Below are 16347 nucleotides of genomic sequence, written 5' to 3'. Positions count from 1 at the left end.
TCTGGCTGTCTGTGGGGGCTGGAATACTGAAGCCATGCCCAACAACCCGGATGCTGCCCTACTCGCAGCAGAACAGTCCACCACCCGGCTGCAGGCCCTTGAAGTACTGAAAGAGCTGGTCGGAAACGCGGACGCCCGATTCCACGACGGCCAGTACGAGGCGATTGAGGCCCTCGTCGACGCCGGAAGGCGCGCCTTAGTGGTGCAGCGGACGGGCTGGGGCAAGTCGGCTGTGTACTTCGTCTCGTCGTTGTTGTTGAGGCGCCGGGGCGCAGGTCCCACCCTCATCGTTTCGCCGCTGCTCGCACTCATGCGGGACCAAGTGGCGGCAGCCGCACGTGCTGGCGTGAGGGCCGTTGCGATCAACTCCGCCAATCAACTTGAGTGGGACAACGTCCGGGAGCAGCTGGCCGCGGACGAGGTTGATGTACTCCTGGTTTCGCCGGAGCGGCTCACCAATCCTTCGTTTCGGGAGAACCAGCTTCCCGAGCTCATTCGGCGCACCGGTCTCCTGGTGATTGACGAGGCACACTGTATTTCGGACTGGGGACACGATTTCCGCCCCGACTACCGGCGCATCTCCGACCTCATCGAGCAACTGCCGGGCAGTGTTCCAGTGCTCGCCACCACAGCCACGGCCAACTCCCGGGTGGTCCACGACATCGAAGAGCAGCTCGGTGCCGGAGTATTGACCATCCGCGGGGAGCTCGGCCGTGAGTCCTTGCGGCTGGGGGTCTTGAAGCTCGCCGATTCGCGGGATCGCCTTGGCTGGTTGCTGACCCACCTTGCAGACATGCCAGGCAGCGGAATCATCTATACGCTGACCGTTTCGGCCGCTGAAGACACCGCCAGGCTCCTCTCCGAGGCAGGCCACAACGTCTTGTCCTACACCGGACGGACGGACCCCGCGGATCGCGAGCGGGCCGAGCAACTCCTTAAGGACAACGAGGTGAAGGCACTGGTTGCCACGTCGGCGCTCGGCATGGGCTTCGACAAGCCGGATCTCGGGTTCGTCATCCACCTTGGCGCGCCGTCATCCCCGGTGGCCTACTACCAGCAAGTCGGCCGTGCCGGCCGTGGCGCAGCAAATGCCGATGTGCTCCTTCTGCCCGGATCCGAGGACCGCGAGATCTGGCAATACTTTGCGACTGCTTCAATGCCGTCGGAGGAAAAGGCCGCCGCCGTCCTCGACGTCTTGGCCGAATCCGGCTCTGCCTTGTCCACCGTGGCGCTCGAAGCGCGGGTGGACCTGCGCCGGACTCCCTTGGAACTCCTGCTGAAGGTCCTGGCCGTGGATGGAGCGGTGGAGCGCGTAGGCGGTGGCTGGAAATCCACGGGACGTCCCTGGATTTACGACGCCGAACGCTACGCCCGTATCGCCGAGGCACGGGTGGACGAGCAGGATTCCATGGTGATCTACCAGGACACCGCCGGGTGCCGCATGGAATACATCACCGCTGTCCTGGACGACGAGTCCGCGCGTGAATGCGGCCGCTGCGACAATTGTGCCGGCAAGTGGTTTCCGGCGGACGTGGCAGCAGCAGCCGCCGACGCCGCCGGTCAAACCCTGCGGCGAGCGGGTCTTGCGCTCGAACCCAGGCTTCAATGGCCCAGCGGCATGGACCGGCTGGGCGTGAGCGTGAAAGGCAAGATCAAGCCGGAGGAGTTGCTGTCCGAAGGACGCATCCTGGCACGCCTGACCGACCTCGGCTGGGGTGGCGCCCTCCGTGAACTCTTTGCCGCCGGGGCGGCTGACCGCGAGGTTGAACCTGCCATGTTGCAGGCCTGCGTACAGGTCTTGCGAGAATGGTCTGCCGGAGACGGCCGATCCACCGGGTGGAGCGGTCAAGGGCGCCCGGCTGCCGTCGTGAGCGTTCCGTCCAGGAACAAACCGGTGCTGGTCGAATCCCTGGCCCGCGGCATAGCCGGAATCGGCCAGATGCCGTATTTGGGCTCCCTCCAACTCCAACACGGGGGACCAACGGGCGGGCGCGGCGGCAACAGCGCCTATCGGCTGGCCGGCGTCTGGGAGCGCCTTGTTGTGGGTCCCGAACTTGGAGAGAGCCTTGCCTCGCTCGGCGGTCAAGGCATCCTCTTGGTCGATGACCTGGCGGACAGCCGATGGACGATGACCGTTGCCGGCCGGGCCCTCAGGCAGGCGGGAGCCGGATCAGTGCTGCCTCTCGTCCTCGGTCAAGCAGCGTGACCGGCTCCGTCCCGGACGTCCAGTCCGAATCCAAGTGGCAGCCGCGGCTCGCTTTGCTCGTGGCCGCCACCTTTTTCATGGAGTTCCTGGACGGAACAGTCCTGACTACTGCCATGCCGAGCATCGCGGCCGACTTCAAAGTGGTCTCGGCCGACGTCAACATCACAATGACTGCCTACTTGGTGACAGTGGCCATGGGGATTCCGCTCAGCAGCTGGCTCGCGGAACGCTTTGGTGCGCGTCGGATTTTCTGCCTGGCGATCGCCGTGTTCACCTTGGCTTCGCTGCTTTGCGCCGCGAGCCAGGACCTCACCCTGCTGACCTTGAGCCGCGTGGCACAGGGTGCTGGCGGGGCCATGATGGTTCCGGTAGGGACTCTCGTAGTGTTGCGGGGCACGCCCAAGTCGGAACTCCTCCGAGCCACGGCATTCCTTGTCTGGCCTGGGTTGCTGGCGCCCGTTTTAGCGCCGCTTGTGGGCGGAGCTTTCACTACTTATCTATCCTGGCACTGGATCTTCCTGATCAACGTGCCGCTGGGCCTCGCAGCGTTCATTGCAGCCCTGAGGCTGGTTCCGCGTACGGGCGGCGATGCTGGCCGACGGCTCGATTGGCTCGGGCTCACGCTCACCACCTTCGGCGTCGGGTCGCTTGTTGTGGGTCTTGAAGGGATTGGCGGTCATGGCGGCGGTGTGGTCCCGGGGGTCGTGCTGTTGGCCGGTGCATTGGCATTGGCCGGAGCGGCCTGGTGGATGCTCAAGGCCAAGGCTCCGCTCTTCGATCTCCGGGTTTTCGCCACGCGCACGTTCCGGGCCACCTCCACCGGGGGATTCATCTATCGCCTGACCATCAGCTCGGTGCCTTTCCTGCTGCCATTGTTGTTCCAGGACGGCTTTGGCTGGGATCCGCTCAGGTCCGGAGCCATGGTGGCCGCGGTATTCGTCGGCAACATCGGCATCAAGCCCGCCACGACGCCCATCATTCGACGGTTCGGCTTCAAACCCGTGTTGGTCTTCGCCTCATTTGCCTCGGCCGTCACCTTTGCCGCTTGTGCAGCGCTCAATGCGGGGACTCCGGAGCCGCTGATTATCGCTTTGCTCCTGGCCAGCGGGGCATTCCGTTCGATCGGATTCTCGGCGTACGCCTCCGTGCAGTATGCGGACATTGTTCCGGGGGAGCTTCCCTCTGCCAACGCGGTGTCGGCAACATTGGTTCAACTGGCCGCGGGTGCCGGTATCGCAGTGGGTGCGCTCTTCCTGCGTCTCTTCGACCATGTGTCGCTTTTCGGCGGCGGCCCATCCTCCGCGTACCGTGGCGCCTTCCTCGCGATGGCTGCCGTGATGCTCCTGAGCACGGTGGACAGCCTCACCCTGCACCGGCACGCCGGAGCCGAAGTCAGTCGCAGGGTTATGAGCAAGGCCCAGAAGCGGCGCTAGGGCTGCGCAAAATTCAAGGACCTTGTCAGCGGCTTCTCGCACTCGCGGTCCCTCGGTCTCGCGGTCCGGCCAGAGGACCCGGGAACGCAAAAAGGCCCCGGTCCGAAGACCGGGGCCAAAACGCGGAGACGGGGGGATTTGAACCCCCGGTGGAGTTGTGCCCCACACTTCATTAGCAGTGAAGCCCATTCGGCCGCTCTGGCACGTCTCCAGTTGCTATTGCTAGCCAACCAAGGATACGCAGAACTGGGCATCCAGTGCAAAACGGGGGTGCGGGCCGCCGTCGGGCGCCGCGCTGCCGCCTGTCGGAGGTGGTGCGGGCCGCCGTCGGGCGTTCCATCGTTGAGGGCTCTAGTGCCCCGAGCCCTCCTTGCCGGCAAGCGCCCGCCACAGGAAGTGCTGGCTGCGGGCTTGAAGTGAGGCCGCCTGGCGGTTGTCCGAGGCTCCCGCGTGACCGCCTTCAAGGGCTTCGTGGAACCACACGTTCGGGATGCCCATTGCCTGCATCCGGGCTGCCATCTTCCGCGCTTGGACCGGGCCGACACGGTCATCGGACGTAGCTGTCCAGATGAACGTCTCCGGGTACTCCACGCCGTCGCGCAGCAGGTGGTACGGCGAGAAGGTACGGATGTACTCCCACTGCTCCGGGACGTCTGGATCGCCGTACTCGGCAATCCAGGAGTAGCCGGCCGAGAGCTTGGTGTAACGGCGCATGTCCAGCAACGGGACGCCGCAGGAGATCGCTCCGAACAGTTCCGGGTACTGGGTCAGCATGTTGCCTACGAGCAGTCCGCCGTTGGAGCCGCCCACGCAGCCGAGCCGCCGCGGACTGGTGACGCCCCGCGAAATGAGGTGCCGCGCCACAGCAGCGAAGTCCTCGAAGGCGCGGTGTCGATTCGCCTGCAAGGCTGCGCTGTGCCAGGCGGGACCGTACTCGCCCCCGCCGCGGATGTTGGCTACGACGTAGACGCCGCCGCGTGAATGCACCGCGGAGCCGTCTTCGGAGGTGATGCTTTCGGTCCGGCGCTCCAGCCAGGCGCGCCCGATGGCTCCGCTGTAGGCCGGCGTTCTTGAGACCTCGAACCCGCCGTAGCCCGAGAGCTGTGTGGGGTTCTCGCCGTCGAGGTCCAGGTCTTTGGAAGCGATCTGGAAATAGGGCACGCGCGTGCCGTCTGCGGACGTGGCGAAGTGCTGCTGAACCTCGTAGTCCGCCTCGTTGAAGAACGACGGCGAGGACTTCACCGCTGCATGCGTACTGGCCACTCCGCCGTCGTGCCCTGCGTCGAGGCTGTAACTGGCAACGCCCGGGGAAAGGGTGCCGCGCATGAGCGTGGTGGGAGTGGTGAATCCGGTGGCCACGAGCCAGTAGTCGTTGCCGGCGTCGTCACCTTCCGCTTCGTCCTCGTCGTCGACGGCGTAGGCATTCACGTCGTGCAGCGGCGGGCACGCGTCCAACAACGTCGAGGCCCACCCTCCGGCCGAGTCCTTGCTGGCCGGGTCCAGCACCCTGATTTCGGAAGAGACGTCATGCAGCAGGTTCAGGAGCAGGTAGTTCCGCGTCCAACTCCACGACTGGAGGGATGTGTGCTCATCCGGGGTGAAAAGCACCGTGAAGTCGCGTTCCCCGGACAGATAGCCCTCGAAGTCGGCAGCCAGCAGGGACCCGGCGGGGTACGTGGTCCCGTCCACGTTCCAGTCCTGCCGCGGACGGAACATGAGCCATTCACGGTGCGAACTGAGGCTGACGTCGGTGGGGACATCGATCGCAAGCCACGCGTCGTCGCGCAGCACCGACGTGGTCCGGTTGAAGAAGTCGATCCAGTCCACGGCGAAAGTGCGTTCGAAGCCCGGGGTGGAGTCGTGGGCGACGAGCGCCATCATGTGGTCTTCGGGGATCTCGAAAATCCGCTCGGCTTCGGCCAGTGACTGGCCGCGGCGGAGCTTCACACCCGTGCGCGAGTAGGACGAACTGGTTTTCGGCAGGCCGTCGGCGGTCGTGGCAACCAGCAGGGTATCGCCGTCGAGCCAGCTCACGTTGCCCTTCGCGGTCGGAAGGTCGAAGCCGCCTGTTGCAGGGTCCACGAAGGTGCGGGTCTCGACGTCGAACTCGCGGTGGCGGTTGGCGTCGCCGCCGTCGGGGGAGAGGGCGATGATGGCGAGGCGGTGCGGTTCGCCTTCGGCCGGGCGCAGGAAGTTGGCGCCGTGGAAGACCCATTCTTCGCCTTCAGCGGCCGCCAGTGCGTCGATGTCGAGCAGCACGTCCCATTCCGGGGCGTCGCTGAGGTAGCTTTCCCACGTGGTCCGGCGCCAGAGGCCCTTGGGGTTCTGCTGGTCCTTCCAGAAGTTGTAGTAGTGCTCGCCGCGCTTGTTGACCATGGCGATCCTGTCCGTGGAGTCCAGGACCTCCAGGATTCCGGCTTCCAAAGCGGCGTATTCGGCGTCATCCAGCAAGTCTTCGGTGCGGGCATTTTGCTCCCGCACCCAGGCCAGCTGTTCCTCGCCGTGAATGTCTTCGAGCCAGATATTCTCGTCGACAGGTTCGGGGGCGATTGCGGTTCCCTGGGCAGTTGCGTTGTCGGGCGCGGGCGCTTGATCAGCTGCTGTGGTGGTCATGCCTCATCCTAGGGTGACTATCTGAGGAGGAAGCAAGTCACAAGAAGTTAGGCTTGGGCGTGGGTAAATCGCAGAACATTCGGGTCGGGCTGATCGGGGCAGGTCCCCGCGGCACCAGTGTGCTGGAGCGTTTGCTCGCCAATTGGGCTGCGATGGAAACGCAAACGCGCTCCCTTCACATCGACGTCGTGGACCCGTATCCCGCCGGTCCGGGGCACGTCTGGCAGCCCCAGCAGTCCCGGCTGTACCTCATGAACACGCAGTCGTTCTATCCCACGCTCATCCCCGAAGACGAGCGACTCGCGCCGCCCCTGGCCGGGGGCTCGTTTGAGCAGTGGCGGGCGAAACAGCGGTCCGACGGCGGCCCGGGCCTGAGCCCCGAGGAACGGGCCGAACTTGCCGGACTTGCCTCCCACGACTTTCCCAGCCGCGCCCTTTACGGGCGGTACTTGCGCTCTACGCTCGAGGAACTGCTGGACCGTGTCCCGGCCGGCGTGGAGATCGCCTTCCATCGGAGCAACGCCGTGGCGGCGCATCCCCTGCCGGGCGCCCCGGCGGACGGCGCGCGTGACGGTTCGCCAGGCAATCCCGCGGGCGGAGGGTTCGACGTCGAACTCGACGACGGCGGCAAGCTCACCGTGGATTCCCTCGTCCTCGCGCTGGGGCACCTGGAGTCCAGGCTCAACCCGGAGCAGCGTTCGTTCAGGGAGGTCGCGGCCGAACTCGGGCTGCTGTACGTGCCGCCGGCCGCACCCGCCGACGTCGACTGGGCTCTGGTTCCGGACGGGGAGACGGTCCTGGTGCGGGGCATGGGCCTGAATTTCTTCGACGTCATGGGCCAGCTGACCGAAGGCCGCGGGGGACAATTCGTGCCCGCAGAAGATGGTCTCCAAGGGGAGCTCAAGTACCTGCCTTCGGGCCGCGAACCGAAGATCATCGCGGCATCGAGGCGAGGCACCCCGTACCGGGCCAAGGCCGGGCTGGACGGTTACTATCCCAAGTCCGTGCGCTTGCGGTACCTGACCGAGAGCGCGGTGGAACGCTTCGACGCGGCCGGCATCCAACCTGGCTTCGACCACGACCTATGGCCCCTTCTGCATCGGGACGCCCTGTGGGCCTATTACTCAACGCTGGTCGTGGCCGAACCCGTGGCCGTGACTGACGCGACGGAGTTCCTGGCTGCCCTCGAAGATTTGTTGCAGCCGCATGCACACGCCACAGGACGATGGGAGAACCAGGTCGGGGAGTTGGTCACCACCCATGTTGCCGCGTCGCGCCGCCTTGACCTGCTGGGTCTCGCGGCGCCCTTGGCCGGGCATTCCTTCGCGTCCAGGAAGGAACTCGACGCGGCCGTCGTGGACTACCTGGACGACGACGCCCGCCGTTCCGCGCTCGGAGAGTCTGATCCTGTGAAGATGGCCATCGGGGCCTTGCACGCCGGACGGGCAATCCTGAAGAGTGCTGTGGCCGACGGCGGGATCACGGACGAATCGTGGGTCGGTGAGCTGCGCGGCTGGTTCGAATCCTTCGTTGAGGGGCTCGCGAGCGGTCCTCCTGCTCTGCGCGCCGAACAGTTGGCCGCTTTGGCGCGCGCCGGCGTCGTGAGTTTCGTGGGGCCTGATCCGCGATTCAGCGTCGACCGCTCCAACCGTGTCTTCCGAGCGGTGTCTGCTTGGGTGCACGACCACGCCGTGGAAGCCAGGACGCTGATTGAAGCCATGTCTCCCGCGAACCGGGTGGGCATGAGTGTTTCTCCGTTCCTCCGCCAGTTGCTCGCCGACGGGTTGGTACGGCCGAAGGTCATGATGACCGCCGAGGGAACGCCCGTGCAGACCTCCGGCTTGGACGTCCAACCGCATCCCTACCGTTTGGTGGGCGCCAATGGTTCGGTGACTCCGGGGATGTACGCCCTTGGCCTGCAGCTTTCCTCCACGCAATGGGGAACGGCCATTGCCGCGGAGGCCCGGCCTTCCGAGGGCGCCAGCTACCGAAGCGGCCAACGGACCCTCCGCGACGCGGACGAAATCGCCAGGGACATGCTCGGCCTTCCGCTCCAAAAATGAGCATGCTCCACCAACAAAAATGAGCATGCCCCCCGCCCGTTCCGACGAGTGGACATAAACCTGATATGTCCACTGGTCAGGGCCGGGGGAGAGCATGCTCATCCGGGGTTGGCGCTGCGGCTAGCCCTTAAGGCACTTCTGGTACTCGAGCCACGCGAAGGCGTGCTTGATCCAGCCGATCACGTCGTACCACTTGCTCGGCGCTACCGGCGCGGTGCACTTCGGAGGCAGTGGGGCGGCAACCTTGACGGCGGCCTTCACCACGGTCCCGGACTCGACGGCGGTCAGCACCAGGGTTCCTGTTCCGGCCGCCGCTCCGGCGGGTACCTTGAGGTTCACCGAGGCAGCACCGGAAGCTACGCCGACCGTTCCCAGTTGTGTCGCGAGCCCCTTGGCATCCGTGAAGACTGCCTTGAGCGAGGCGTTTTGCGGGCTGCCGAGCGAGGTCAGGTTCAGCTTGGAGACGGCCAGGGTCATGGCGTCGCCCCTCTTCACCTCCGCCGCCGTGGTGTTCACTACGGCAACCGAACGGCGGGCGAAGTCCGGTGACACCGGATGGTGCGCACTCAAGAACTTGATCCACGCGTCGCGATCCACCAGTCCTGAGTCCTTGGTGTTGCTGCCTTCCTTGAAGACCCGGAAGTTGTCGCCCCCGGTGGCCAAGAAGCTGAAGGTTCCGATGCGGTACGACTTCGCGGGGTCGATGAGCGCACCGTTCACCCAAATGGAGGTGATCCGGTCGCCTGCGGGGCGGGCGGCGTCGAACGTGTAGTTCACGTTCTTGGACACGCCCAGCTGCAGGTACGGACGGCTCGGCACGGAACCATCGGCGTTGGTCTGCCACTGCTGCTCAAGAAGCGACTTGAACTTGGCGCCCGTCAGGGAGGTAGTCCAGAGGTTGTTCACGAAGGGCAGTACAGCGTTGGCCTCCGCGTAGGTGATGGTGCCGTCGGGTGCGTAGTAGAGCTCGTTGCGCAGTCCGCCGGGGTTCACGACGCCGATCTCGGCACCGCCCAGTTCCGGAGCCTTGAGCGTGTCCACGAGGGAATCCGCCACCAGGTTGCCGAGGGTGGATTCGCTCGCGCGGTCATCACGCTTGGGGGTCCCTCCAGCGGGGTCCGGCGTGAACGCCGTGGTGATATCCGCGGTGACAGCGCCCACCGGCTGATTGCCGACGACGGCGGCGTCGGCCAGCGCCTTGTCGACGATGGCCTTGACCTGTGCGGCACGCGGGTAGGTTCCGGACATGTCCGTTCCTGACCGCTTGACGTTGCCCGCGGTGTAGGCGGTCACGGCCATGCTCTTAGTGTCCACTGTCAGCGTGATACGGCCGATGTTTTCGCCGTAGTTTCCGGTCTGCACGATCGGGCGGGTCTTGCCCGTCGGCTGGCCGTTGGCGTCGAGGATCGGTGCGTCCCAGGCGTATTCCTTGTGGGTGTGGCCGGTGAAGATGGCCGAAACATCAGGTGTGGTTTCCTTCACGAGTTTGGCGAACGGCCCGCCCGCGGCGACTTCCTGTTCGATGGTCGCACCGTCCGCTGTACCGGCTCCGGCGCCGTCGTGGACTTCCGCGACGATCACATCGGCCAGCTTTCCGGCCTTGATCTTGGCGGCAACACGGTTGACGGCGTCCACAGGGTCACCGAATTCAAGGTCGGCGATGCCGGCCGGGCTGACCAGGGACGGGGTTTCCTGCGTCACGGTGCCGATGACGGCCACCTTGACGCCGTTCATGTCCAGGACGGTGTACTCCGGCAGTACCGGGGTGGTGGTGCCCTTCTGGTAGACGTTGGCACCCAGGAGCGGGAACTTCGCGTTGTTGCCCCCGGCGATGACGCGGTCCCGCAAGTCCGACCATCCGCCGTCGAACTCATGGTTGCCCACTGCGGACGCCTTGACTTCAAGCGCGTTGAGCACGTCGATTGTCGGCTGGTCTTTGGCCACCGCAGAGGCGAAGAGCGACGCACCGATGTTGTCTCCGGCGGAGATGAAGGCAGTTGAACCGGCCGCGGCGCTGGCCCGGAGCTGTTCGATGGTGCTGGCGAACAGGACGGTGTTGCTGTCGATGCGTCCGTGGAAATCATTGATGCCCAGGAACTGCAGGTCCACGCTGGCCCGTGTGGTCGGCAGGTTCAGGCCGACCACCACGGGATCGTGGTCGCTTGCCCGGAATTGGTCCGGGGCGTAGTAGTTGCCGACGTTGTTGTTGTACCTGCTGTACTCAAAGGCGACCGACTCCACCGAGTTGATGTTCCAGATGTCAGTTCCCGTGACCACCTCATGGGCGGCGGGAGAGGCAAGGATGTGGTCGAGGGAGCCGACCATTCCACCGAACAAGTACGAGTGCTTCCCGGTGCTTGTTTCCAGATCTGTGTAGCCTGCCCCGGTCAGGACGTTGATCGGGTCTTCTTTGGAATACGCGTTGAAATCGCCGATGAGGAACACTTTGTCGGTGCCCTTGGAGGACTTCAACTGATCGGCGAAGGCCAGGAGCGATTGCGACTGCTTGGTGCGGGCGAGGTTGGAAGCGCCTTGGCCCTTGTCGGTGTCGTCCGGTGTTACTGCTGAGCCCTTGGACTTGAAATGGTTCACGATCGCGATGAACTTCTTGTCATCGCTTGCCCCCACGGGCTTGAATACCTGGGCGAGGGGCTTGCGTGCGCTGGCGAAAGCGATGGTGTCGTTGTGGATGATCGACTCACCCAGTGGTTCGGCGCTGGCCTTCTTGAAAATGAACGCCGTACGGATCATGTCCTCGTCGCTCAGCGGGGGAGCGTTGGCAGGCGTGCGGACGTAGTCCCAGATTCCCGGGGTCTCGATGTTGAGGGAATCCACCAGCTTCGCGAGGGCATCGTCGCGGTTCTTGCCGAATTGTGCCGAGTTCTCGATCTCCTCCAAGGAGACGACGTCGGCGCCGGACTTGGTGATCGCAGCGATGATCTTTGCTTGCTGGCGCTGGAGGTTCTCGGCATTCGCCGCACCGCGGGCGTTGCAGCCGTCCTTGACCGTGATCGGGTTACCGTCCCGGTCCGTGTAGTAGGTGCAGCCGCTGAGCTGGTCACCGGTGGTGGGGAAGAAGTTCAACACGTTGAAGGAGGCGATCTTCAGGTTGCCGCCCACGTTCGCCGGGGCCTGGGGGCGGCTACCGGTGAAGCTGACAGGCTGCACCGAATCCGCGGTGGCCGGGGTCAGTTGGGAGAGCGGCTGGAATTTCCAGGAGTTGTTCCCGTAGCCGAGGATCACGTTGGTACGGAAGGCCGCAGCCGATCCGACCCGCACGGGATCGCTCGTTGCCAGGTAGGGAAGCGCCTGTGCCTTCGTGGAGGCGTCCTTGAGGAAGTTGGTGGACGCGCCGTCGTCGAGCTTGATGCCGCGAAGTGCGTTGTCCGCAACCACCGCGTTGTATTCGGCTGAGCCGTAGTTTGCGACGGCAGTGGGCTGGACCAAGGGAGAGGTCCCTGCAGCCAAGCCGATTTCGCCGTACTGGTTCAGTGAATAGTTGTCCGTCACGGTGAAGGCGCCCTGCGGTGCCACGAGCATGCCTTCGTAGCGCTCGCGGGTGGTTTCGTCGGCCGGAAGCGCGAAGTTGCTCGGCTTGACTTCAGGTGAGGCTTCGCTGAGTTTCTTCACTCCGCTTGCGTCCGCGGTGAGCTGCGTCTGGTTGGAGAACTCGCTTACCGTGCCGGTGAGTTCGAGGTAGTCGCCGGTCCGGGTGCTTTCAGCGGTGGACGGCGAGTAGACGAAAATAGCGTCCGACGCCGTCCTGGCCGCCGGATCGGCGTCGCCGCCGGTTCCCGGGGTCTGCACGTAGTAGCCGTTGAAACCGCCCGTGGCGTAGACGGCCGTGACTTTGCCCCGGGTGGTCACAGTGGCACCGGTGAACGGGCTGGCCGCCCCGGTGCCTTGGATTTCCGCGATGGTCTTGGTCCCGGCGTCGGTGGGCGGAGGGGCAGTGGCCCCGGCCGCCGTCGGGGTGATGGCGGCGCTGAGGCTTAAGTCGGCGGCGTTGTTGTTGGTGTCCGCTCCGTTGGTCCGGTTCAGGCTCCTGACATCGGTGTTGCTTGCCGGTGCCAGGGCCGCCGCGGTCTCGAAGGTATTCGTGCTGCCGTAACCGAGGAGATCGGCTACGGCGGGGTTGCTCACGACGGAACCCGTGGGGAGGGGGTTCACTGCAGTGCCCTGCTTCGCAAGGACGATGGTTCCGGCACTTCCGCTCGGGTTGAGCGTTCCGGAACCGTCGACGTCGCCAGCCGGCAATTCTGCCGCCGTCGAGCTTGCGCTGTTGCTGGCGCCCTTGACGAGGAAGAATCCCTTGGCCGGGATGGTGCCGCTGAGGGGGGTGATGAAGGTGGGCGGATTGACGTTGCCCGCCGCGCGATATTGGAGCGACCAACCACCCAGGCTGACGGCGGAGTCGGAGTTGTTGTACAGCTCGACGAACTTGTTCCGGAACGCAGCGCCGGCGCTTCCTCCGCTGAGGTAGGCCTCATTGATCACCACCGACGGGCCTGTAGCGGTGGGCGTATCGGCTGCCACGGCCGGAATGGTGGCGAGCGGGGGTGCAAGCAATCCCGCCGACACCACCAAACCGACTAGAAGTTTCCCATTTTTAAAATGCATTGGCTCTAACTTTCAATTGGCCCTGTAGGGCGCAGTGGAAGACACCCGCCGTGTGCGTCGGCGGGCGGTGAACCGGGCTTTACTCCGGTGGGGATATCACGCTCGGCATCACATCAGGCGTGGATGAATACCGGGTTGCCGACTGGTGACGGCACAAACAAGAGAGAGCATGCCCTCCCTTTGAGGCGGGGAGTGGACATAATCGCAATATGTCCATTCCCCGCGTCGTGGGGAGAGCATGCTCTCTGGTGGGTGGCGGCTGCGCCTAGCGGTTGGGCTTATGCAGCCTGGTTTTGGATGAGCTTGAAGATCGCACCCGTCGGATCGGTCAGGGTGGCCATCCGTCCGTAGGGAGTGTCCTCAGCCGCTTGGATGACGGTGGCGCCCAGGGCGGTGGCCTGCTCGATCGTCGCATCGACAGTATCCACCGCGAAGTAGACGCCCCAATAGGACGGCACCTCGGCGGGGAGGAAACCGGAGGCATCCATGATGCCTGCCTTGGAGTTGTCGCCCTCCCCGAGCGTCGTGTAGCGGAACTCCGGGGTATCGCCCACGACGGTGGTTTCCCAGCCGAAGACATTCTGGTAGAAGGAAACTGCCGAGTCGTATTCTTTGGCGAAGAGCTCGTGCCAGGCGGGTGCGCCTGTTTCGGCAGCCAGCTGATAGCCCTTCATCTCGCCGAACTGCCAGGCGCCGATTGCTGCTCCGGAGGAGTCCGCGTACATGGCCATGGTTCCCTGGTCCGGCACTTCCATGGGTTCCATGTAGACCTGGCCGCCGTTGGCGACGGCCGCTTCGGTGGTGGCCTTGATGTCGTCAGTGCGCAGGTAAGTGGACCAGACATCGGGCATCTGGCCCATGTCCGGCTGCTTCTGCATGATCCCGGCCACCATCTTGCCGTCCTTCGACGCCGTGATGTAGCCGCCGTACTTTTCCTGGTCCCCGGTCTCGTAGGTCCAGCCGAAGAGGGTGTTGTAGAAGGACTTTGCCTTCTCCGTGTCCGAGGTCATCAGGTCGATCCAGCAAGGTGAGCCGGGGGTGATGTCAGGCGTGGGCATGTTTGCTCCTGTGTAGTTACCGCGATTTCATGAGTGGGTGGTGGAGACAGACCAAACCCTATGCGGGGCCCCTGACAGTTTCAATGGCTTCGCACAATGCCGGCAGGGAACCTAGCCCATGACGAGCATCAAGACGAAGTAGATCACTCCGCCGACGACCGAGTAGACGGCAAAAGGCGTCAGGGTCCTGGTCTCAAAGAAACGAAGCAGGAACTTGGTGGCGAACCATGCGGCGACGGCCGCGCACAGTGCGCCGACCAGAAATACGCCGCGCTCGTCGGCCATAGCCGGCGTGAAGAGGTCGGGCAGTTTGAGCACTGCGGCAGCGCCGATGATCGGCGTGGCGAGAAGGAAGCTGAACCGCGCGGCGTTCTCGTTGTTCAGCCCGGACAGCAGGCCGCCGGCCATCGACGAGCCCGAGCGGGAAATGCCGGGAATGAGGGCCGCAGCCTGCGCGGTTCCGATTCCGAGGGCGCGTTTCCACGACAAAGTGGCGATCTCGGCGTCGGAAGCCGTTGCCGTTGCATTCACATGGCGCGCGGACGTGAGCTGCCTTTCGCGTGTCCGCAGTCGCTCGGCACCAAACAGGACCAGGCCGTTGACCACAAGGAAGACGGCAGCGATCAGCGGGGAACCGAAGAGGTTCCGGATGGGCTTTTCCAGGACCAAGCCGATGATCCCGGCAGGCACGGATCCGACCACCAGCAACCAGCCGAGCTTGGCATACGTGTCCGACGGAGCGATCTTCCTGTCCCGGATGGACCGGCCAAGACCCTTGGCGATTTCAATCCAGTCCCGGAGGAAGAAGAAGAACAGCACGATTGCCGTTGCCAGGTGGGTGGCTATGAGGAAGTTCAGGAATTCCGGCGCCTTCTGGTCCAGGCCCCAACCAAACAGCTTGGGCAAAATGACGCTGTGGCCGAGGCTGGAAATCGGGAAGAGCTCGGTGATTCCCTGCAGCAGGCCCATAATGATGGCCTGGATCATATTAATCATGGGTTCGATCCTAGCCAGTACCGGTTACTGAGAGATGAACGTTTGCTGGGAGCTGGCCGAGTGCCAGCCGGTGAAAGCGCAAGAGGCCGGCCATGGAATCCGAAGATTCGCATGAACCGGCCTCTCGGCTGCGCTGTGTCGCGCCACGCGGAAGGTAAGGGATTTGAACCCTTGGTGCGGGGTTACCGCACACTGGTTTTCAAGACCAGCTCCTTAGGCCGCTCGGACAACCTTCCCTGCCTAGTAGTGTTTCATAGGGAGTTGGCTGCGCCAAAAACCTGCCGCCGCGATTAACGCGGTTAAGGTGTCTGAAAGGCCAACTGCATTGAGCGAGGGATCGGGAGCACTCTATGAAAGCCGTCTTCATCTCCGAACCGGGCGGGCCCGAGGTTCTGGAAATCCGCGACGTCCCTGCTCCGGTTCCCGGCCCCGGCGAGGTTCTCATCGACGTCGTCGCCGCCGGCCTGAACAGGGCGGACGTCCAGCAGCGCCGCGGCTTCTACCCGCCCCCACCGGGAGCATCCGACATTCCGGGCCTTGAGGTCTCGGGCAGGATTGCCGCGTTCGGGCCCGAGGTCAGCAAGCCGTTTTCCGTGGGCGACAAGGTGGTGGCCCTGCTTTCGGGTGGCGGCTATGCGCAGCAGGTTGCTGTCCCGGCGGAGCAGGTTTTGCGATTGCCCGACGGCGTGGATCTGGTCACCGCCGCATCCTTGCCTGAGGTAGCCGCAACGGTTTACTCGAACCTCATCATGACTGCGCAGCTGCAGGCCGGTGAGACGGTACTGATCCATGGCGCCACTGGGGGCATCGGCACCATGGCCATCCAGCTCGCCAAAGCGTACGGCGCTACGGTCGCGACGACGGCCGGTACGGCTGAAAAGGTCGGCACCGCGAAAGCCTTCCTTGGCGCCGACATCGCCATCAACTACGCGGAAGAAGACTTCGCCGAAAGCCTCAAGGCACAAAACGGCGGCAAGGGCGCGGACGTGATTCTCGACGTCGTCGGCGCCAAGTACCTGCAGCAGAACGTGGAAGCACTCGCGGACTACGGCCGGCTGGTGGTGATCGGCTTGCAGGGTGGTGCCAAGGGCGAACTCAACCTCGGCCAGTTGCTCAGCAAACGGGCCGCGATCATCGGCACGGCGCTGCGCCCGCGGCCGGTTGCGGAAAAGGGTGTCATCATGAACGCCGTCCGCGAATCGGTCTGGCCGATGCTGGCCGACGGCCGCATCAAACCGTTCGTGGCCAAGTCGTTCCCCCTGGAGCAGGTCCGCGAAGCCCACGAATACTTCGATTCCGGCGAGCACATGGGCAAAGTCCTGCTGTTGCTCTAGCGGCGCCCGCCAAACCGGCAGCAC

General features: G+C 64.5%; 8 protein-coding genes and 2 tRNA genes. 4 read left to right on the top strand and 6 right to left on the bottom strand.

Features of this window, described 5'->3' with window-relative positions; all coding sequences use genetic code 11:
• Positions 1-34: 34 nt before the first annotated feature.
• Positions 35-2206, top strand: coding sequence for a RecQ family ATP-dependent DNA helicase (locus BMF89_RS08040; RefSeq protein ID WP_078106568.1), 2172 nt, complete (start codon positions 35-37; stop codon positions 2204-2206).
• A complete protein-coding gene (locus BMF89_RS08035; RefSeq protein ID WP_253190753.1) occupies positions 2203-3639 on the top strand; it encodes an MFS transporter in 1437 nt (478 codons plus the stop codon). Before BMF89_RS08040 ends, BMF89_RS08035 begins: the two co-directional genes overlap by 4 nt.
• A 123-nt stretch (positions 3640-3762) precedes the next feature.
• Here BMF89_RS08035 and BMF89_RS08030 read toward each other — a convergent pair.
• Both BMF89_RS08030 and BMF89_RS08025 read right to left on the bottom strand, forming a co-directional pair.
• Positions 3763-3850, bottom strand: a tRNA-Ser gene (locus BMF89_RS08030).
• A 140-nt stretch (positions 3851-3990) separates the two neighbouring features.
• Positions 3991-6252: a prolyl oligopeptidase family serine peptidase gene (locus BMF89_RS08025; protein WP_078106566.1), complete on the bottom strand. Its 2262-nt coding sequence runs from the start codon at positions 6250-6252 to the stop codon at positions 3991-3993.
• A 59-nt stretch (positions 6253-6311) separates the two neighbouring features.
• Here BMF89_RS08025 and BMF89_RS08020 point away from each other — a divergent pair, with 59 nt between their 5' ends.
• Positions 6312-8315, top strand: a complete 2004-nt coding sequence (locus BMF89_RS08020) for an FAD/NAD(P)-binding protein (protein WP_078106565.1) — start codon at positions 6312-6314, stop codon at positions 8313-8315.
• Between the two features lie 120 nt (positions 8316-8435).
• On the opposite strand, the gene BMF89_RS08015 is transcribed toward BMF89_RS08020, so the two are convergent.
• The 4 genes from BMF89_RS08015 to BMF89_RS08000 form a co-directional block, all read right to left on the bottom strand.
• Positions 8436-12935, bottom strand: a complete 4500-nt coding sequence (locus BMF89_RS08015; protein WP_078106564.1) for an ExeM/NucH family extracellular endonuclease — start codon at positions 12933-12935, stop codon at positions 8436-8438.
• Between the two features lie 278 nt (positions 12936-13213).
• Positions 13214-13993, bottom strand: a complete 780-nt coding sequence (locus tag BMF89_RS08010) for a VOC family protein (RefSeq protein ID WP_078106563.1) — start codon at positions 13991-13993, stop codon at positions 13214-13216.
• Positions 13994-14104: 111 nt separating this feature from the next.
• Positions 14105-14989 (bottom strand): undecaprenyl-diphosphate phosphatase, encoded by an 885-nt coding sequence (locus tag BMF89_RS08005; RefSeq protein ID WP_078106562.1) that lies wholly within the window; start codon positions 14987-14989, stop codon positions 14105-14107.
• Positions 14990-15137: 148 nt separating this feature from the next.
• Positions 15138-15225: transfer RNA gene (locus BMF89_RS08000), tRNA-Ser, on the bottom strand.
• A 114-nt stretch (positions 15226-15339) separates the two neighbouring features.
• On the opposite strand from BMF89_RS08000, the gene BMF89_RS07995 reads away from it, so the two are divergent.
• Positions 15340-16323 (top strand): NAD(P)H-quinone oxidoreductase, encoded by a 984-nt coding sequence (locus BMF89_RS07995; protein WP_078106561.1) that lies wholly within the window; start codon positions 15340-15342, stop codon positions 16321-16323.
• Positions 16324-16347: the final 24 nt, after the last annotated feature.

The organism is Arthrobacter sp. SRS-W-1-2016, from assembly GCF_002009585.1.
GTDB lineage: Bacteria > Actinomycetota > Actinomycetes > Actinomycetales > Micrococcaceae > Arthrobacter > Arthrobacter bambusae_A.
This window is presented reverse-complemented; position numbering and strand designations above follow the sequence as displayed.